Raw genomic sequence first — 17,910 nt, forward strand, 5'->3', positions numbered from 1 at the left:
CGGTGCCGTCGACATCCCCACCCCGCCGCGGCCCGCGCCGCAGCCTGAGCCGGGAGCGCATCGTCGACGAGGCGGTCGCGGTCATCGAGGCCGACGGACTGGCCGCGCTGTCCATGCGCCGCCTCGCCGAGCGCCTCGGCGTGGCCCCGGGAACGCTGTACACCTACGTCGCCGACCGGGCGGCGCTGGAGACTCTCGTCCTGGACGCCGTGGTGGCCCGGGACGGGCTCCCGCACGAGTACCCGGGACCCTGGTGGCGCCGGCTGGAGGAGTGGGCCCGCCGGGACCTGGCCACCTTCCGTGAACGGCCGTGGATCCTGGACCTGCGCCGGTCCGCCCGCGGCGTCGGCCCGGCCCTGATCACCTGGCTGGACTCGGCGCTGCGGATCTTCGACGACACCGACCTCCCCGACCGGGTCAGGCTCGACATCATCGAGGCCCTGGACGCCTACGTCTGCGGAGCCGCCGCCGAAGACTCCCGGACGGGCGAGGAGGAGAGGGCACCGGCCCCGGAGCTGCGCGAGGAGGTCGGGGAGGCCTACGCCTCCGCGCACGCCCTCCGGCGGGTGACGGAGAACGGCGCGCTCACCGCCCACCGGGGCCGGTTCGAGTTCGGCCTGAGCTGCCTGATCACGGGCTTCCGGGCCGTCGCCGCGGAGTACGGCGAGACCCCCTGACCCGTCCCGCCGACCCGCGCCCCGCCCACCGTTCGGCCGACGGCCGCATCGAACGCCGGCCGGCCGCGGGCCTCGCCCGGGAGCGCCCCGGCGACGCCGTCACCGGCGAAGGGCACCGCTCCGGGGGGAGCGGGCCGCGCCGTGCCGTGCCCGCCCGGCCCGCCGACGGCGGCGTTCCGCCCGGGCCGTCCGCGGTTCCGGGCGTCCGCCACGGAGGGGCGCCCGTGGTCGTGGGACTCCTGGACGCCCTCCTGCCGGTGGGCGCCGTTCCCGGGGCGTCGCCGCGCTCGTCCCGCTCGTCCGTGGGGCGGGCAGGGGCGACGCGCGTGGGCCGGGGCCGGTTCGGGGGGCGCCCTGTTCACCGACGGCCGCGTGCGCGACGAGGCGCCGGAAGCGCCGTCGTGGTCCGGGCGCCGCTCAGCGCCGTTCGGCGATGGAGGCCAGGGTCGCGCTCTCACTGGCGAGGTAGGCGCGGGCGGTGCGGGAGAGGAGGGCGCGCACGGGCCGGGCGAGGGGTCCGGTCCACGTGATCCCCAGGCGCAGTTCCGTGCCCGTTCCGGCGTCGCCGAGGACGTGCGTGGCGACGGCGCGGATCCCCGTTCCCCGCGCCTCCCACGTGAACCCGTGCTCCGGACGCCACTCGGTGACCCGGTACACGGCCGTGGGCACCGGACCCGGTTGCCGCACGCGGAACCGCGTGCCCACGGTGATGGGACCGCTGTCCGCACCGACGCGGGAGATCCCGTCGATGGTCGGCAGCATCTCCGCCCAGCGGTCGAGGTCGCTCAGGACCCGCCAGACCGAGACCCGGTCTGCGTCGATCCTCCTCGTCTCGGTGATCACCGGCGGTCACCCCGCAGGCGTTCGACGAGGTCGTGGAACAGCCCCCGCCCGATGCCCCCGGGCGCGCCCGCCGCCCGCACGATCCCCGCCGCCGGCGCCTCGGGGCCGCCGTGTCGGCGCCCGGCCGCGGCCGCCCCGACCACCGTCCGCGGCGGCGGTCCCGTGCGGAGCAGGGCGGCCGTGCCGGGACCGGAGGGCGGCTCCGGGCCGATCCCCGGGAGGCAGGAGTACCCGCGCTCCAGGCGGTTCGGTGATGGTGCCATGCCTTGGCCTCCTCAGGGTCTCCCGGCGGCGCGCGCGGGCCGTGGCGGGGGGCGGCTCCGGACCGGAGATCGAACGGTCCCGGAAATGTACCATGTGGTACATCGCGGGCGGTCGCCGTCCCGTCCGGTGCCGGGCCGCCGCGGGAGGGGCGGACCTCTGGTATCCCTGGTTCCCGAGGAGGCAGAGAGATGAGCACCGCCCGGCAGGAACTGCTCGAACGGGTCATCGCCTGGTTCGCCGAGCACGGTGTGGGCGACACCAGCATGCGAACGCTCGCGGAGGGCGTGGGCACCAGCCACCGCATGCTCAACTACCACTTCGGCTCCCGGGAGGCCCTGCTCGGCGCGGTGATGGAGGAGGTCGAGCGCGCCGAGCGCGCCACCCTCGCCGAACTCCTCGCCGGCGCCGACGACCCCTTCGAGGCGGGCGCGGCCTTCTGGAGCCACGTCGCGGACACCGCGCGGATCTTCGCGCCCCTGTACTTCGAGCTGAGCGGCCACGCCATGCTCGGCCGCCCGTACGCGCACGCCTGGCGCGACTGGCTGGCCAACGGGTGGACCCGGGGACTGACCGGCCTGTTCCTGCGGGCCGGGGCCGCACCCGAGCGGGCCGAGTCCCTGGCCCGCCTCTCCCTGGCCCAGGCCCACGGGCTCCTGTTCGAGCTGGCCCTGACGGGGGACCGGCCGGGCGCGGACGCGGCGATGCTGCGCTTCGTGGAGATGCTCCGCGCCGACCTGGCCCGCGGCGCCTGACGGCGGCGGCACCCCGGGAACGCCGAAGGGGCCCGGCGGACCGGACCCCTTCGGACATGCGTGGGCGATACAGGATTCGAACCTGTGACCTCTACCGTGTCAAGGTAGCGCTCTAACCAACTGAGCTAACCGCCCGCGTGAAGCGATGTGAGGTGGAGACGGGATTCGAACCCGTGTAGACGGCTTTGCAGGCCGCTGCCTCGCCTCTCGGCCACTCCACCGAGTTGCACGCAAGCGCCTGAGCACTTCCGCGTCTCCTCCGAGCGGACGACGGGATTCGAACCCGCGACCCTCACCTTGGCAAGGTGATGCTCTACCAGCTGAGCCACGTCCGCTTGTCGACCGGACCGGCCTTGTTCCCTCGGCCGTTGCCCTGTCGCTGGTTAGAACTTTAGCGGAAAGTCGGCAGACGGCAAATCGGGATTCCGGGGCCCGCGCCCGCACGCTGGGAGGAGGCGGGGCCGCCGGCGCCGCGGGCCCGGGTGGAGAATGGTGGTCGGACCGCTGACGACGGGGAGGCGACGCCATGGGCGGGTGCGGATCGGACCGTGAGAGGGCGCTGGACTGGCCCTCGGCCCGGGAGTGCGCCCGCGGTGCGGGGGAGCGGGCGGCCGTGCCGGTGCGGGCGGTGCCGCTGGAGCGGGCCGCGGGCGCGGTGCTGGGCGCGGACGTGCAGGCCCTGACCGGGGTCCCGGCGTTCGACGCCGCCGCCATGGACGGCTTCGCGGTGGCCGGCCCCGGCCCCTGGCGGCTGGTGGGCGCGATCCTGGCCGGCGCCCCGGCGTCGGCCGCCGGGGGCCTGGCCCCGGGCGAGGCGGTGGAGATCGCCACCGGTGCGCGGGTTCCCAAGGGGGCCGAGGCCGTCCTGCCCTACGAGCTGGCCGAGCGTTCCGGCGACCGGATCGCGGGTCCGGCCGAGGCGGGTAGGCACGTGCGCTGGGCGGGGGAGGAGACCGCGCCAGGCGAGACGGTGCTCACCCGGGGCCGGGTGGTGGGCCCGGCGGTCCTGGGCCTGGCGGCCTCGCTGGGCCACGAGACCCTGCCGGTGCTGCTCCCGCGGGTCGCGGTGCTCGTCACCGGCGCAGAGGTCACCACCTCGGGCCTGTCCGGCGAGGGGCTGGTGCGCGACGCCATCGGCCCGATGCTGCCCGGCCTGGTGGCCTGGGCGGGCGGCCGGGTGGAGCGGGTGGACCACATGGGCGACGACCGCGACGCGCTGGCGGAGGCGATCGCCGCAGCGGACGCCGACCTGCTCGTGGTGTGCGGATCCTCCTCCAAGGGTCCCGCGGACCACCTGCGCGCGGTGCTGGCCGGGCTGGGCGCGGAGGTCCTGGTGGACGGCGTGGCCTGTCGCCCCGGGCACCCGCAGCTGCTGGCGCGCCGGGGCCGCACCGTGGTGGCGGGCCTGCCCGGCAACCCCGGGGCGGCCCTGGTGGCGTCCCTCACCCTGGTCGTCCCGCTGCTGTGCGCGATGTCCGGGCGCCCCGACCCCTCCCGGTCCCCGGGCCGGGTCCCGGTGGCCGGGGAGGTGGCCGCCCACCCCCGCGACACCCGCCTGGTCCCGGTCCGGCTGGAGCGGGGCCGGGCCGTTCCGGTGGGCCACGACGGCCCGGCCAGCCTGCGCGGAGCCGCCCTGGCCGACGCCTACGCGGTGGTCCCGCCCGGCCGGCCGGGCGGGGAGGCCGAACTGCTGCGGCTGCCCTGAACGCGCAGAAGGCCCCGCGGGGGCATCCCCGCGGGGCCTTCGCCGCAGGTCAGTCGACCCGCTTCCGCCCGCGTTCTCCGGCGGACGCGGGTCCGGGCCGCTCCACAGCCGGGTTGCCCCGGCCGCGCAGCAGCAGCCACGCCTGGGCGGCGGCGGCCACCACGATGGCCACGGCGATCACACTGGTCATGTGCATACCGTTGGTGAACGCGGTGCGCGCGGCCTCCATCAGCGCCTCCCCCGAAGCCCTGTCCAGGCCGGCGGCGGCGTGCGCGGCCCCGCCCAGCGTCTCGCGTGCGGCGTCCACCGCACCGGCGGGCACGCCCTCGGGCCCGGTCAGGTGCGACCGGTAGAACACCGTCAGTGCGCTGCCCAGCACGGCCACGCCCAGGGCGGCGCCCAGCTCGTAGGCGGTCTCGGAGATGGCCGAGGCCGCACCGGCCCGCTCGGGCGGGGCGGCCGACATGATGGCGCCGTTGGTGAGCGTCTCGGCGAACCCCGCGCCGGTGGCGATCAGCGCGAACCCGGTGGTCACCACGGCCACGCCGAGGGTGGCGTCGTTCACCGGCGCGACGACCAGCACCGCGAACCCGGCGGCGGTCACGGTCAGGGACCCCCCGATCACGGTGGCCAGGCTCAGCCGCCGCGACAGCCGGACCGCCACCAGGCTGGACAGCACCGACAGGGCCAGCCCGGGGACCAGCGCGATCCCGGCCCGCATCGGCGAGATGCCCAGCACCAGCTGGAGGTACTGGGTCAGGAAGAACAGGGACGACACCAGCGAGAAGACGATCATCAGGTTGGTGACCACCGCCACGCTGAACACGCGGTCGCGGAACAGGTCCACGTCGATGAGCGGTTCGTCCAGCTTCCTCTGCCTGCGCACGAACAGGTACCCGAGGACCAGGCCGACCGCCAGTGAGACGATCGGCAGCGCGGACAGGCCCTCGGTCGCGAGCTTCTTGACCCCGTACACGGCGGGCAGCATCGCGGCCAGGGACAGCAGCACGCTGAGCGGGTCGAGGCGCCCGGCGGCGGGGTTGCTCGACTCGCGCACCAGCAGCGGCACCAGGACCAGGATCAGGGCCATCACCGGCAGGTTGATGAGGAACACCGAGCCCCAGAAGAAGTGCTCCAGCAGCCAGCCGCCCAGGATCGGCCCCAGAGCGGCGCCCGCGGAGAACCCGGAGGCCCACAGGGCGATGGCCAGCAGCCGCTGGCGCGCGTCCAGGAAGATGTTGCGCAGCAGGGACAGGGTCGAGGGCATCAGGGACGCTCCCGCCACACCCAGCAGGGCGCGGGCGGCGATGAGGACCTCGGGGGTCGGCGCGAAGGCGGCCAGCAGCGACGCGGCGCCGAACGCGGCCGAACCGGCCATGAGCAGCCGGCGGCGGCCGATACGGTCGCCGAGCGAGCCCATGGTGATCAGCAGGCCGGCCAGGATGAAGCCGTAGACATCGATGATCCACAGCAGCTGGCCCGCGGTGGGCGCCAGCTGCTCGCTCAGCGCGGGTACGGCGAAGCCGAGCACGGTCGAGTCGACCGAGATCAGGATCACGGGCAGGACCAGGACGGCCAGGGCCGCCCATTCGCGGGGACCGGCCGTCGCCGGGGAGGCGTCGCGGGTGCGGTCGTGGCCGTTTCCGGCCGTGACGGAAGTCATCTCTCCTCGTTACGTGTCGCTGGTTCTCGCGTTCCCGGCAGGAGCCGGGCGCGATCCGGCGGGATGGCGGGCTCCGGGCCGGGTCGATCGGGACGGGAAGCGCTGTCGACCGTCCGTGCGCCGGGCGCACGTCGGGGATTCTTCAACCGTCCAGCCGGTACAGTACCGTCCAGCCGGTACAGTGTCAATCGTGAACGCTTCCAACACCCGCGACCGCATCCTCGACGCCCTGCAGGGGATCCTCGTCCGCGAGGGCTACCCCGCGGTGACCCTGGAGGCGGTGGCCCGCGCCGCCTCGGTGTCCAAGGGCGGCCTCCTCTACCACTTCCCCTCCAAGGCCGCCATGCTCACCGGCCTCGTCGACCGCCTGTCCGCCCTGGCCGAACAGGAGCTGCGCGAGGCGGTGGAGGGCGAGGAGGGCGTGGTCCGCGTCTTCCTGCGCACCTCGCTGCCGCAGAGTCCGGAGGAGCGCGAGCTCTACCGGGCGATCATCGCCGCGCTGCGCGGCCGGGACGACGTGCCCCAGGAGGCCTTCGCGCACGTCCGGGACATGTTCGACCGCTGGCGGGTCCTGCTCCACGAGGAGCTGGAGGACCCGGTCCTGGCGGAGATCATCCTGCGGGCCGGGGACGGGCTGTACCTGTCGGACATCCTCGGCCTGCCCTCCGCCGACCCCGAGCTGCGCCAGGCCATGACCGACCGCCTGGTGGCCGAGTCCGACCGCGTCCGACGCCGGCGCTGAGCACGCGGTCCGGGCATCCGGGCCGCGGCGCACCGCCGCCCCCTCCCGCCGCCCGCCGATGTTCGCCGGACGGTGACACGGCGGTGCTGTCGCTGTGTCCGGGGCCGTGATTTACTTCCCGGTAACTTCGTTGCGGCCGCCGGGCCCGGCGGCCGCCGGGCGTTCCTCGTGAGGTGATGCGTGCACCACCATCGGAAGTGGGGCGTGCCGGGTCGACGGAGCCCGCTCCGTTCGCCAGACTGGCCCCACCTCGCCGGAGCGTCCACGGGGTGAGAGAACGCAGACGGGAAAGCGGGGAGCGGATGCACAGGCTCACCAACCAGGTCCGGCCGTACGCCTGGGGGGCGCGCACGGCCATCCCCCGGCTGCTGGGCCTGGAGCCGGACGGCACCCCGCAGGCGGAGCTGTGGCTGGGCGCCCACCACGGAGCCCCCAGCACCGCCCGGTGCGAGGAGGGCCCGCTCCCGCTGCCCGAGCTCATCGCCGCCGCGCCCCACCGCGTCCTGGGCGCGCAGGTGGTCGACCGCTTCGGCGTGCGCCTGCCGTTCCTGCTCAAGGTCCTGGCCGCGGACGAGCCCCTGTCCCTCCAGGTGCACCCGAACGCCGACCGGGCCCGGGACGGTTTCGCGGCCGAGGAGGAGCGGGGCATCCCGGTCGACGCGCCCCACCGCAACTACCGCGACCCCCACCACAAGCCGGAACTGCTGCTGGCCCTGGAGCCCTTCGAGGCCCTGTGCGGCTTCCGCGAGCCCTCCGCGGCCCACCGCGACCTGCTGGACCTGACCTGCGAGCTGGCCGTCCTGCTGCGCGAGGACCTGGCCAGGGAGGACGACCGCGCCGCGCTGCGGGCGGCGCTCACCCGCCTGCTCACCCTGGACGGAGCCGATCGCGGGCGGCTCATCGGCGAATTCGTGGAGGAGTGGGTGCGGGTCCGCCCCCGGTGCGCGCACGCCGACATCATCGGGGACCTGGCCGCCCGCTACCCGGGCGACCCCGGGGCGGTGGCGTCGCTGCTGCTCAACCGGGTCACCCTGTGGCCGGGCCAGGCCCTCTTCCTGCCCGCGGGCAACCTGCACGCCTACCTCCAGGGGACCGCGGTGGAGGTGATGGCGGGCTCCGACAACGTGCTGCGGGCCGGGCTGACCCGCAAGCACGTGGACTCGGCCGAGCTGCTGGACGTGGTCGACTTCTCGGTCCTGCCCATCCCGTACTCCCTGCCCACCTTCCAGGACGGGCGGCGGCAGTTCCACCCGGCCGCGCCGGAGTTCGCCCTGCACGAGATCGGCCCCGGCCGAGTGGCGGCCCACCTGCCGGGGGAGGGGCCCGCCGTGGTGCTGGCCCTGGACGGGCGCGTCGAGCTGATCCCCGAGAGCGGCCGCCGGATGGAGCTGTGCCGGGGCGAGTCGGTGTTCGTCCAGGCCGACAACGGGCCGGTCAAGATCGAGGGGCAGGGCCACGTCGTCGCCGCCACGGTCGGCGCGCTGCCGGGCTGAACGCGCGGACCGGTACCCTGGCCCTCTCTGTTCACCTGTGTCACAGAAGAGGTACCACCATGGCTCTGGAGCGTCCGGAGATCGACCCCATCGATGGCCCGCCGCCGGCGGACCTGCAGATCACCGACGTCGTGGTCGGCGAGGGCGAGCAGGCCGGGCACGGCAGCACGGTCGACGTGCACTACGTGGGCGTTGCCTTCTCCAACGGCGAGGAGTTCGACGCCAGCTGGAACCGCGGCGCCCCGCTGAGCTTCACCCTGGGCAAGGGGCAGGTCATCAAGGGCTGGGACGACGGCGTCCTGGGCATGCGCGTGGGCGGCCGCCGCAAGCTGGTCATCCCGCCGCACCTGGCCTACGGCAAGCGCGGCGCCGGCGGCGTGATCGGCCCCGACGAGACCCTGATCTTCGTCTGCGACCTGGTCGCCGTCCGCTAGGACCCGCCCGCGCCGGGGTCCGCCCCGGCCCGCACGCGGGAAAGGGGCCCGTGCCGCACGTCGGCACGGGCCCCTTCCGCGTTCCCGCGGTCAGCCCAAGGTTGCGCCCACCTTGACGTGGCCCTTGAGCAGGTCGCGGGCGATCGTGCGGCGCTGGATCTCGTCGGTGCCCTCGAAGATGCGCAGCAGGCGCAGGTCGCGGTAGAACCGCTCGATGGGCAGCTCGCGCGTGTACCCCATGCCGCCGTGGATCTGGAGCACGCGGTCGACGATCTCGTTGGCCTTGACGCCGCCGAAGAGCTTGGCGATGGACTGCGCGTGGCGCGAGTCCAGGCCCTCGCCCACCTGCCAGGCGGCGTGCAGCACGAGCAGGCGCAGCGCCTCGATCTCCACCTGGGAGTCGGCGATCATCCACTGGATGGCCTGGCGGTCGGCGATCGGCGCGCCGAAGGTCTCGCGGGTCCTGGAGTACTCGACGGCCATGGTGAGCAGCCGCTCGCAGCTGCCGACGGCGCGGGCGGGCAGCAGGTAGCGGCCCTTGCCGATCCACTGCATGGCCAGCGCGAAGCCCTTGCCCTCCTCGCCGAGGATGTTCTCGTGCGGCACGCGCACGTCCTGGAAGACCAGCGAGGCGGGGCGGCGCTCGCCCATGGTGTCGATGGGCTCGGAGGTCCAGCCCATCTCGCGGTCCACGAGGAAGCAGGTCACACCGCCGTTGGCGCCCCGCTCGGGGTCGGTGACCGCGAAGACCATGGCGAAGTCGGCCTCGTTGCCGCCGGTGATGAAGGTCTTCTCGCCGTTGATCACCCACTCGTCGCCCTCGCGCACGGCGCGGGCGCGGATGGCCTTGGCGTCCGACCCGGCCCCCGGCTCGGTGATGGCGAAGCAGGAGCGCTTCTCACCGGCGATGGTGGGCAGCAGGTAGCGCTCCTTCTGCTCCTCGTTGCAGTGGTAGAGGATGTTGTCGGCCTCGCCGCCGAACTTGAAGGTCAGGAAGGTCCGGCCCAGCTCGATCTCGATGACCGCGGCGGTGACCGGGTCCAGGCCCATGCCGCCGTACTCCACCGGGGTCTCCACACCCCAGAAGTCGGACTTGCGGGCGAGTTCGCGCAGCCGGGTGCGCTCCTCCCTGTTCAGGCCCGGGGGGTGCCCCTCGCGTTCGCGCCGCAGCACGTCGTTCTCCAGCGGCACCAGCTCCCGCTCGACGAACGTCCGCACCCAGTCACGGACGGCGCGCTGCTCTTCGCTCAACGAGAAATCGATCACGGCCTGCTCCCAGTTAACCTAACAGTGTTCGGTTATGTGAGGGTACGACGATCCCCGCCGTCGGTGCAAGGGGGCCCCGGGTAACGGACCCGCGCGGCCCGGGGCCGTGCGATGATCGGGCCCGGACACCGGAGGGGCCGGTGTCGGCACACCGCAGAGGGGACCTACGTCCGTGGCCCGACCCAAGACGCCGATCCTGAGCCGTGAGGCCATCCGACGTGCCGCGCTCGCGCTCATCGACCGGGACGGGCTGGACGGGCTGTCCATGCGCAAGCTCGCCGAGGAGCTCGACGTGCGCGCCGCCTCCCTGTACAGCCACTACCGGACCAAGGAGGAGCTGCTCACCGCGATCGCCGAGGAGGTCACCCGGGACATCGAGGTCTCCGAGTTCGAGAGCGGCGACTGGCGCCGGGGCCTGACCGTCTGGGCGCGCTCCTACCGCGACGCCCTGGTCGCCCACCCCAACCTGCTGCCGGTCATCGCCGCGGGCCCCGGCCGCCGGGAGGAGGCGCTGCGCAGGGCCGACGCCATCCACGGCGGCCTGGTGGGCGCGGGCTGGCCGCCCCGCTACGCCACCATGATCGGCGCCTCCACCCGCTACCTGGTCCTGGGCTCGGCCACCGGCTCCTTCGCCCGCGGCTTCGACGACGACGTGCGCGTCTACCGGGACCGCTACCCCAACCTGTCCCAGGCCCACCGGCTGGCCGAGCACGCCGCCGAGATCGACGAGGACAGCTTCGACCTGGCCCTGACATCCTTCCTGGACGGCCTCACCGCCCTCTACGAGAAGGTCCGGGCCGCCTCCGGCCCCTGAGCCGGGGCGCCGTCCGCGCCCCGGCCCCGCGCGGCGCTCACGACCCCTGCGGCCGGGTCTCCTCGTTGCCGGAGATCGCCGTCCGCTCCAGCCGGTCCAGCAGCGACCCGCGATCCGGTACCGCCTGGAGGGCGACCTCCCTGCCGTAGCGGATGCGGGTGAACGTCTCCGGCAGGCGGCCCGCCAGCCGCCGGTGCGCGATCCGGCCCAGCCACCAGGCCCCCAGCAGCCCGTTGAGCACCCCCGCCGGCAGCGCCGCCCACGGCGCCCCGGCCAGGCCCAGGAACACCGCCGCCAGCACCGCCGGGGCCGTCAGCACCGGCAGCGCCGCCAGGGACAGCCACACCTGCACCTGGTTGTCGCCGCTGTCGTTGGCGTCCACCCGCAGCTGCGGGTCCACGCCCGGGGACAGGGCCACCACCGAGAACAGCAGCGACAGTCCCGATCCCACCCCGAACACCGCCGCCAGTCCGGTGAGGACGTACGGCCACGTCCAGTGCTCACCGGTGGACACGATGAACAGCGCGCTCAGCACCAGCGCCGCCGGCGCGCACAGCAGCAGGATCGCGATCTGGCGGCCGCGCACGTCGGCCCGCGCCGTGCCCGGGCCCTGGCCCACCACCGTCTGCCACAGCGCAGTCCCGTCGTGGCCGTACATGTTCGCCGTGGCCAGCACCATGATGAAGGCGCAGACCACCCCGGCGAACGGCGCGACGACCGAGAACACGCCGCTCCACCAGCTCAGCAGCCCGATGAACAGGCCCGCCCACAGCGAGGAGCGCACCTCCAGCCCCCGCCAGGGATCGCGCCACCACTGGCGCAGCTCCTTGCCGACCACCGCGCCCAGCGGGGTGTCCGGCAGCGGTCCGCGGGCCGGGCGGGACAGGGGCCGGGCGCCGAGGGGGCGACCGCGCCGACGCACCCCGCGCGCCGTCACGCGGGGCGCCAGCAGCAGTGCGGTGACCGACGCCAGGAGCAGCGCCGTCAGGGCCGTGGCCGCCAGCCAGCCGAACGCCGCGCCCCAGGAGCCGGTCCCCGCCGCGTCCACGGCGTGGACCGGCCAGGAAGTGGGCAGCGCGGCCAGGACCGCGCCCGCCGTCCCCTCGCCCAGGCCGTTCTCGCGCAGCTCCAGAGTCGCCGCGAGCGCCGGCTGCACGGCCATCCACCCGAAGAGGAGCAGGGCCAGGATCAGCCCCCACTGCACCGAGGCGATCTCGACGCCGAGCCGAGAGTGCATCGCCGCGCCCAGGGCCCGGAACACCAGCCGGGACAGGGAGATCAGCGAGATCCACAGCAGCAGGGCCGCGGGCACCGCGACCAGGGCCGCGCCCGCCGACAGCGTCGCGCCGTGCCACACCAGCGCCGCCGACGCGATCAGGGTCAGCGCCGGGCCCAGGTCCACGAACGCCGTGACCAGCAGCAGCGCCCCGGTCCGGCGGCGGTCCAGCGGCAGCAGCGCGAAGTACTGCGAACGCAGCGTCCCCGTCCCGTTGGCGACCGTGGGCCCCAGCGCCCAGCCCGCGGCCCACACGGCGAAGACCAGTGCGAACAGGTCCGACCGGATCCCGGGCCCCTGGCCGAACAGGGCGAAGTACCAGGTCAAGGCGGTCCCCAGGGCAGCGAGGACCAACCCGAGAACGCGCATGCCGGTGAAGGAGTGGCGCATCAGCGCCAGCTTCAGGCGGATCAGGACGACAGCCACGACAGCTCCTCCTCCCCGATCTCGCGCGCGCCGACCAGGCGTACGAAGGTGTCCTCCAGGGTGGCGTCCGAACCGCGCACGCGGTCCAGCGGGCCGTCGGCCAGCACCCGGCCCCGGGCGATGATCGCCACCCGGTCGGCGAGCCGCTCCACGAGGGCCATCACGTGGCTGGAGACGACCACCGTTCCGCCGCCGTCGGTGAAGCGGCGCAGGATCGCGGTGAGCACCCGCGCCGACACCGGGTCGACCGCCTCGTAGGGCTCGTCCAGCACCAGGACCCGGGGCGCGTGCAGCAGGGCCGTGGCCAGTCCGATCTTCTTGCGCATACCCGTGGAGTACTCCGCGATCAGGACACCCCCGCGGTCGGCCTCGTCCAGCTCCAGCACCCGCAGCAGCTCCCGGGCCCGATCCCGGACCAGGTCGCGGTCGAGCCCGCGCAGCCCGCCCCAGTAGGTGAGCAGTTCGCCGCCCGTCAGCCGCTCGGGCAGGGACAGGCCGTCGGGGAGCACTCCGAGCAGGCGCTTGGCGGCCACCGGATCGGTCCACATGTCCACGCCCAGCACCCGGGCGGTGCCCGCGTCGGGGCGCAGCAGGCCGACCGCCATGGAGATCGAGGTGGTCTTTCCCGCCCCGTTGGGGCCCACCAGGCCCAGCAGGGATCCGCGGGGGACGGAGAGGGTGACCCCATCGGCGGCCCTCGTCCCGTTGAAGGCCTTGGTCAGCCCGACCATTTCCAGGGCGGGCGCGTCGTCGTTCACCATGTCCCGATCGTCCCGCCGCGGACCCCGGTGCCGCATCGGCCGATCGATCACGTTCCACCCCCGCGGTGCCGTCCGATCGGCCGGTGGCCCCTACGGGGCGACCCCCGCACAGGATCGGCCTTTCGGCCGAGGCGCCGCCGCCCGGTCCGCCCTAACCTGAAAATCGACGCGCGGTGTGCCGGTCGTGATCGGTACCCCGTCCGCGAAGGCCTGCGCCCGGAGGGGCCGCACGGGTCGGCCCGGGCGGGTGTGCGGCGCGGTCGGAGCCGGTGGCGGGTGGTGACGAGGGGGCGTGATGGCGGGGAACGGCGGCGGGCCGGGAAGGCGTGACACCTCCGCCGGCCCGGACGGCCCGGCCGGTGCCGACGGCGGGGATGCACGCGGTGGCCCCGGGGGCTCCGGCGGCCCCGGAGAACACGGTGGACGCGTCGGCCGGACCGGGCGGCGGGCGGGGGGCGCGGTGCGGGCCTCCGACGGCGCCGGGGAGGACCCGGACGGCGGGACCGGGCGGCGGACCCCGTGGGGGACGCTGGCGGCGGTCGCGGCCGGGACGGGGTGGGCCGTGCTGTACGGCCTGCTGTACCGGGTGGGATACAACTCCTACGTGCCCGGGTGGCTGGCGGTGGTGGACGTGGTCCTGGGCGGAGCGGCCGCCCTGACCCTGCTCGCGCGGCCCCGGTACCCGCTGGCGTCGGCCGTGGTCATCGGACTGATCTCGGCCGTCTCCTCCGCCTCCGTGGCGGCGCTGGTCATCGCACTGATCGGGCTCGCCGCCCGCCGCCCCTGGTGGCAGGCGACCGCCGTGGCGGCGGGCACCCTGCTCGTCGGCCTGCCATGGTTCCTGCTGGTCCTCCCCGGCCACCAGCTGTCCTTCGCGATCGCGGTCGTCGTCCTCATGCTCCTGGGCTGCCTGGGCTGGGGACTGGCGCTCAAGTCCCGGCTCCGGCTGGTCGAGCGGCTGCGCCAGGACGTGGTGCGCGCCCGTGCCGACCGGGACCGCAGGCTGACCGAGGCACGGGCCGACGAGCGCCGCCGCATCGCCCGGGAGATGCACGACGTCCTCGCCCACCGGATGTCCCTGCTGTCGGTGCACGCCGGGGCGCTGGCCTACCGGGTCCGGCGGAGCGAGCAGGGACAGGCGCCGCCGCCGACCGCCGAGGAGCTGGGCGCGGCCGTGGACGTCATCCGGGACAACGCCCACCGGGCCCTGGAGGAACTGGGCGGTGTCCTCGCCGTGCTGCGCGCCGCCGACACCGGGCCCGGGGAGGGGACGGGGCAGGAGGAGGACAGCGGGACCGCCCCGCCCCAGCCCACCCTCGCCGCCCTGGACCGGCTGCTGCGCGAGGCGACCGACTCCGGGCAGCGGGTGAGCTCCCGCCTGGAGCTGCCCGAGGGGGCGGCCCCCGCCGACCGGGTGGGCCGCAGCGCCTACCGGGTGGTGCAGGAGGGGCTGACCAACGCCCGCAAACACGCTCCCGGGGCGCGGGTGGAGGTGGAGCTCCACGGCGGGCCGGGCCGCGGACTGGCGGTGTCGGTGCGCAACCCGCTGCCACTGGGGGTGGCCGCCTCGGAGATCCCCGGGGCGGGCGCCGGGCTCACCGGTCTGGCCGAGCGTGTCCGCCTGGACGGGGGCAGCCTGACCCACGGCCCCGACCGGGGCCTCTTCCGCCTCGACGCGGAGCTGCCCTGGCCCGAGGCCTCCGCACCTCCGGGCCGGGGAGCGGGGGCGCGGCGGCCATCCCGGGCCGGGGCGGCGGGGACACGGTCGCCCGCACCCCGGCCGAGCGGTGGAAAGGCCGCCGTGCCCGAAGAACCGCGGGTGCGATAGTGGGGGGCGTGGACACACCCGTGCGAGTTCTCCTCGTCGACGACGACCCGCTGGTGCTGACCGGGTTGCGGATCATGCTCTCCGGGGCACCCGGGCTCGTGGTGGTCGGCGAGGCCGCCGACGGGGAGGAGGCGGCGGCCGCTGTGGCCGAGCACCGTCCCGACGTGGTGCTCATGGACGTGCGCATGCCCGGCCTGGACGGCATCGCCGCCACCGAGGCGCTGTGCACCGGCGGGGCCGACGACCCCCAGGTCATCGTGCTGACCACCTTCGACGCCGACGACACCGTCGCCCGGGCGCTGCGCGCCGGGGCCGCCGGTTACCTGCTCAAGCACACCGAGCCCGAGCGGATCGTGGAGGCGGTGCACCGGGCCGCCGCCGGGGAGCCGGTGCTCTCGCCCGCCGTGGCGCGCGCCCTCATGGACCGGGTCGCGGCGGGTGCCGACCGCGGTGGGGCCGCCGAGCCGGAGGGGAACGAGGGGCGGGAGGCGGCGGCCGAGCGCCGCCGCACCGCCCGTGGGCGAATGGCACTGCTCACCGACCGCGAACGCGAGGTCGCCGACGCGGTCGCCGCCGGACTCTCCAACGCCGAGATCGCCCGGGCCCTGCACATGTCGCTGGGCACGGTGAAGGCGCACATCTCGAACACGCTGGCCAAGCTCGGCCTGGCCGGCCGGGTGCCCCTGGCACTGCTCGCCCACGACGCCCGCGAGCCCGACCCGAGCTGAACGGACGGTCGCACCCCCGGTCATCGCGACCGCAGGAACACCCGGAAGGGCATCCCCGCCGCCGAGGCGGGTGCGGTCCCGGCGGCCGGGCCCCCGAAGCCGACCGGTCCGCCTCCTCTCACAGGAGGGCGGAACGTCGTCGGAAGGCCGCCGCCTGGCCGGCGATGAGCGCCGTGTTGGCCAGCGCGTAGGCGGTCCAGGCCCCCGCCAGCCCGCCCGCCGCGGCGGCGAACGGTGCGGCCAGGCACAGCAGGCCGTAGCAGACCGCGAACGTGTACATCGAGTACCGCGCCTGCCTGATCGCCAGCAGCCCCATCCCGGGCAGCGCCTGCACGGCGTCGGCGACCACCGCCGCCGACAGCACCGGCAGCAGGGCGATCACCGTCCCCCGCACCGCGGGGTCGGGTGTGAACGCCCCGACCACCGGCCCGGCCAGTGCCCACAGCAGCACCAGACTCCCCGCCACCACCGGCACCGCGACCAGGTACCCGGCGGTGACGGGGCGGCGCACCCCGGCCGGCGATCCCCGCCCGGCGGCCCGGGCGGTGAACGGGACGCTCGACTGGCCCACCGCGACCGCCGGGAGGAACAGCAGGTTGGCGAGGACCACCATCACCTGGTGGGCGGCCGCCTGCTCCGCGCCGATCCGGGCCACCGCCAGCCCCAGCAGGCTCAGCGTCCCGAACTTGATGAGCAGCGTCGCCCCGGTGGGCAGCCCCGTCCGGGCGATCCTCGCGACGCCCGCCCAGGCGGGCGCGCCCAGCCCCACCGGCCGCCCGCGCAGCACGGTCCGGCGGCGCGAGACGTACAGGTACAGCGCCGCCATGGCGCAGCCGTCCGCGAACAGCGCCAGGGCCGCCCCGGTCAGCCCCAGTCCGGGCACCGGGCCCGCACCCAGCACGAGCAGGGGGGTCAGGGTCACCGCGAGCGCCGTGTTGACCAGGCTCAGCACCATCACGGACCGGTTCCGCCCCAGTCCGATGAGCAGCACCGACACCGAGGTCCTGACCGATGAGGTCAGCAGGGCCGCTCCGGCCAGGACCGCGGCCGGTACGTCCAGCGCCGCGAGGGTCGGCTCGGCCACCCCGATCGCCCGCGCCCAGAGCGGCGCCAGCGCCAGGACGGTGCCGCCCGCCGCGCCCATGAGCAGGGCGAGCCAGGTGGAGTCCCGCACCACCGGCGCCAGCGCGGCCGGATCCTCCGCGTTCTCGGCGATGAACGGCATCGACCCGCGCAGCGCCCCCTGCACCACCATGAGCAGCGGGTTGAACACGGTGATGAGCAGCGCGTAGGCGGCCAGGTCGGCGGTGGCGACGTTGCCGACGACCCCGACCGTGACCATGCTCCCGGCCGTGCCGGCGAGCAGCGAGCAGTAGAGGGGGAACGCCTTGCCTCCCAGGGCCCGGGCGGTCCCCCCGAGGGACGCCGGGGGCGCGGTCCGTTCGGCGGGCGGGGGTCTGGTGCTCACGGGTCTCCCGGGCCGGCCCGGATGGGGTCCCGAAAAGCCGTGCCGTTTTCTCGGTGAAAGGGGAAGGTGCCCCTGGAATCCTTTCCCATCATGCTGGGAATTCGATGGCAGGGCAATTATGTGTCCGTTTCCGGCCGGAGTTCCGGTCGACCCGCAGGAGCGGGCCCGGAGCCGGGGGAGCCGCCGGATGGCGTACGTTTCGGATAGTGCGGACCGCCCGGTCCGCTCCCGGATCGAGGAGGCATCGCCCCGTGGCCCAGAACCGCATCGTGTGGTCCAAGCAGGTTCCCGAGATCTACTCCAAACTGGACGAGGTCGACGCCCTCGTCGCCGAGCACCTCGACATCGGCCTGCTCGAGCTGGTGAAGCTGCGCTCGTCGGTCCTCAACGGCTGCTCCTTCTGCGTCGACCTGCACACCCGCCGGGCCCTGAAGGAGGGGGAGTCCCAGCAGCGCCTCTTCCTGGTGTCGGCCTGGTACGAGGCGGGGGAGATCTTCACCCCGGCCGAGCGCGCCGCGCTGGCCCTCACCGACGCGATGACCCGCCTGGGCGACCACGGGGTCCCCGACGAGGTCTACGCGGAGGCCGCCGAGCACTTCGACGACGCCCGGCTGGCAGCCCTGGAGGTCGCGATCTCGATGATCAACCTCTACAACCGGCTGGCGGTCACCTCCGAGCTGCACCCGCGACCCCGCAGGGGCTGAGCCGGGCACGGGGGCCTGTCCGGGCGGGTGGCCCGGTGTTACGCTCACGTGTGTCCCAGGTCACAC

General features: G+C 75.0%; 17 protein-coding genes and 3 tRNA genes. 10 read left to right on the top strand and 10 right to left on the bottom strand.

Features of this window, described 5'->3' with window-relative positions; all coding sequences use genetic code 11:
- Positions 1-2 precede the first annotated feature (2 nt).
- The gene (locus ACSUPR_RS23955; RefSeq protein WP_436886974.1) at positions 3-677 is read left to right on the top strand and encodes a TetR/AcrR family transcriptional regulator; all 675 of its coding nucleotides are present in this window, start codon (positions 3-5) and stop codon (positions 675-677) included.
- A 417-nt stretch (positions 678-1,094) separates the two neighbouring features.
- Here the strand turns inward: ACSUPR_RS23955 and ACSUPR_RS23960 are convergent, their stop codons facing one another.
- Together ACSUPR_RS23960 and ACSUPR_RS23965 are read right to left on the bottom strand one after the other, a co-directional pair.
- The gene (locus ACSUPR_RS23960; protein WP_436886975.1) at positions 1,095-1,520 is read right to left on the bottom strand and encodes an SRPBCC family protein; all 426 of its coding nucleotides are present in this window, start codon (positions 1,518-1,520) and stop codon (positions 1,095-1,097) included.
- On the bottom strand, positions 1,517-1,783 hold the full coding sequence (locus ACSUPR_RS23965; protein WP_436886976.1) for a hypothetical protein: 267 nt from the start codon (positions 1,781-1,783) through the stop codon (positions 1,517-1,519). The genes ACSUPR_RS23960 and ACSUPR_RS23965 overlap by 4 nt, the downstream gene beginning before the upstream one ends.
- A gap of 189 nt (positions 1,784-1,972) precedes the next feature.
- Between ACSUPR_RS23965 and ACSUPR_RS23970 the strand changes: the two genes are divergently transcribed.
- The gene (locus ACSUPR_RS23970) at positions 1,973-2,536 is read left to right on the top strand and encodes a TetR/AcrR family transcriptional regulator (RefSeq protein WP_436886977.1); all 564 of its coding nucleotides are present in this window, start codon (positions 1,973-1,975) and stop codon (positions 2,534-2,536) included.
- 61 nt (positions 2,537-2,597) lie between these two features.
- Here the strand turns inward: ACSUPR_RS23970 and ACSUPR_RS23975 are convergent.
- The 3 genes from ACSUPR_RS23975 to ACSUPR_RS23985 form a co-directional block, all read right to left on the bottom strand.
- Positions 2,598-2,671: transfer RNA gene (locus ACSUPR_RS23975), tRNA-Val, on the bottom strand.
- Between the two features lie 15 nt (positions 2,672-2,686).
- Positions 2,687-2,757, bottom strand: a tRNA-Cys gene (locus tag ACSUPR_RS23980).
- 41 nt (positions 2,758-2,798) lie between these two features.
- A tRNA-Gly gene (locus ACSUPR_RS23985) sits at positions 2,799-2,871 on the bottom strand.
- Positions 2,872-3,062: 191 nt separating this feature from the next.
- Between ACSUPR_RS23985 and ACSUPR_RS23990 the strand changes: the two genes are divergently transcribed.
- Positions 3,063-4,241, top strand: coding sequence for a molybdopterin molybdotransferase MoeA (locus tag ACSUPR_RS23990; protein WP_436886978.1), 1,179 nt, complete (start codon positions 3,063-3,065; stop codon positions 4,239-4,241).
- Between the two features lie 49 nt (positions 4,242-4,290).
- Here ACSUPR_RS23990 and ACSUPR_RS23995 read toward each other — a convergent pair whose 3' ends face one another.
- The gene (locus ACSUPR_RS23995) at positions 4,291-5,904 is read right to left on the bottom strand and encodes an MFS transporter (RefSeq protein ID WP_436886979.1); all 1,614 of its coding nucleotides are present in this window, start codon (positions 5,902-5,904) and stop codon (positions 4,291-4,293) included.
- A gap of 190 nt (positions 5,905-6,094) precedes the next feature.
- On the opposite strand from ACSUPR_RS23995, the gene ACSUPR_RS24000 reads away from it, so the two are divergent.
- The 3 genes from ACSUPR_RS24000 (at position 6,095) to ACSUPR_RS24010 (ending at position 8,573) form a co-directional block, all read left to right on the top strand.
- Entirely contained in the window at positions 6,095-6,646 is a 552-nt protein-coding gene (locus ACSUPR_RS24000; protein ID WP_436886980.1) for a TetR/AcrR family transcriptional regulator, read from the top strand.
- Between the two features lie 302 nt (positions 6,647-6,948).
- A complete protein-coding gene (gene manA, locus ACSUPR_RS24005) occupies positions 6,949-8,139 on the top strand; it encodes a mannose-6-phosphate isomerase, class I (protein ID WP_436892123.1) in 1,191 nt (396 codons plus the stop codon).
- Positions 8,140-8,198: 59 nt separating this feature from the next.
- Positions 8,199-8,573, top strand: coding sequence for an FKBP-type peptidyl-prolyl cis-trans isomerase (locus tag ACSUPR_RS24010; protein ID WP_436886981.1), 375 nt, complete (start codon positions 8,199-8,201; stop codon positions 8,571-8,573).
- A gap of 90 nt (positions 8,574-8,663) precedes the next feature.
- On the opposite strand, the gene ACSUPR_RS24015 is transcribed toward ACSUPR_RS24010, so the two are convergent.
- Positions 8,664-9,839 carry an acyl-CoA dehydrogenase family protein gene (locus ACSUPR_RS24015; protein WP_436886982.1) on the bottom strand — a complete coding sequence of 392 codons (1,176 nt, stop codon included), beginning with the start codon at positions 9,837-9,839 and terminating at the stop codon, positions 8,664-8,666.
- A 172-nt stretch (positions 9,840-10,011) separates the two neighbouring features.
- Between ACSUPR_RS24015 and ACSUPR_RS24020 the strand changes: the two genes are divergently transcribed.
- Positions 10,012-10,653: a TetR/AcrR family transcriptional regulator gene (locus tag ACSUPR_RS24020; RefSeq protein WP_436886983.1), complete on the top strand. Its 642-nt coding sequence runs from the start codon at positions 10,012-10,014 to the stop codon at positions 10,651-10,653.
- 37 nt (positions 10,654-10,690) lie between these two features.
- Here the strand turns inward: ACSUPR_RS24020 and ACSUPR_RS24025 are convergent, their stop codons facing one another.
- Both ACSUPR_RS24025 and ACSUPR_RS24030 read right to left on the bottom strand, forming a co-directional pair.
- Positions 10,691-12,355, bottom strand: coding sequence for a hypothetical protein (locus ACSUPR_RS24025; RefSeq protein WP_436886985.1), 1,665 nt, complete (start codon positions 12,353-12,355; stop codon positions 10,691-10,693).
- Positions 12,340-13,116, bottom strand: coding sequence for an ABC transporter ATP-binding protein (locus ACSUPR_RS24030; RefSeq protein ID WP_436886986.1), 777 nt, complete (start codon positions 13,114-13,116; stop codon positions 12,340-12,342). Before ACSUPR_RS24030 ends, ACSUPR_RS24025 begins: the two co-directional genes overlap by 16 nt.
- 460 nt (positions 13,117-13,576) lie before the next feature.
- Between ACSUPR_RS24030 and ACSUPR_RS24035 the strand changes: the two genes are divergently transcribed.
- Together ACSUPR_RS24035 and ACSUPR_RS24040 are read left to right on the top strand one after the other, a co-directional pair.
- Positions 13,577-14,944: a sensor histidine kinase gene (locus ACSUPR_RS24035; protein WP_436886987.1), complete on the top strand. Its 1,368-nt coding sequence runs from the start codon at positions 13,577-13,579 to the stop codon at positions 14,942-14,944.
- Positions 14,944-15,672 (top strand): response regulator, encoded by a 729-nt coding sequence (locus tag ACSUPR_RS24040; RefSeq protein WP_436886988.1) that lies wholly within the window; start codon positions 14,944-14,946, stop codon positions 15,670-15,672. The genes ACSUPR_RS24035 and ACSUPR_RS24040 overlap by 1 nt, the downstream gene beginning before the upstream one ends.
- A gap of 118 nt (positions 15,673-15,790) precedes the next feature.
- Here the strand turns inward: ACSUPR_RS24040 and ACSUPR_RS24045 are convergent, their stop codons facing one another.
- The gene (locus ACSUPR_RS24045; RefSeq protein ID WP_436886989.1) at positions 15,791-17,140 is read right to left on the bottom strand and encodes an MATE family efflux transporter; all 1,350 of its coding nucleotides are present in this window, start codon (positions 17,138-17,140) and stop codon (positions 15,791-15,793) included.
- A 251-nt stretch (positions 17,141-17,391) separates the two neighbouring features.
- Here ACSUPR_RS24045 and ACSUPR_RS24050 point away from each other — a divergent pair, with 251 nt between their 5' ends.
- Entirely contained in the window at positions 17,392-17,844 is a 453-nt protein-coding gene (locus tag ACSUPR_RS24050; protein WP_436886990.1) for a carboxymuconolactone decarboxylase family protein, read from the top strand.
- The last annotated feature ends 66 nt before the right edge of the window (positions 17,845-17,910 follow it).

Source organism: Nocardiopsis dassonvillei (assembly GCF_964273065.1).
GTDB lineage: Bacteria > Actinomycetota > Actinomycetes > Streptosporangiales > Streptosporangiaceae > Nocardiopsis > Nocardiopsis dassonvillei_B.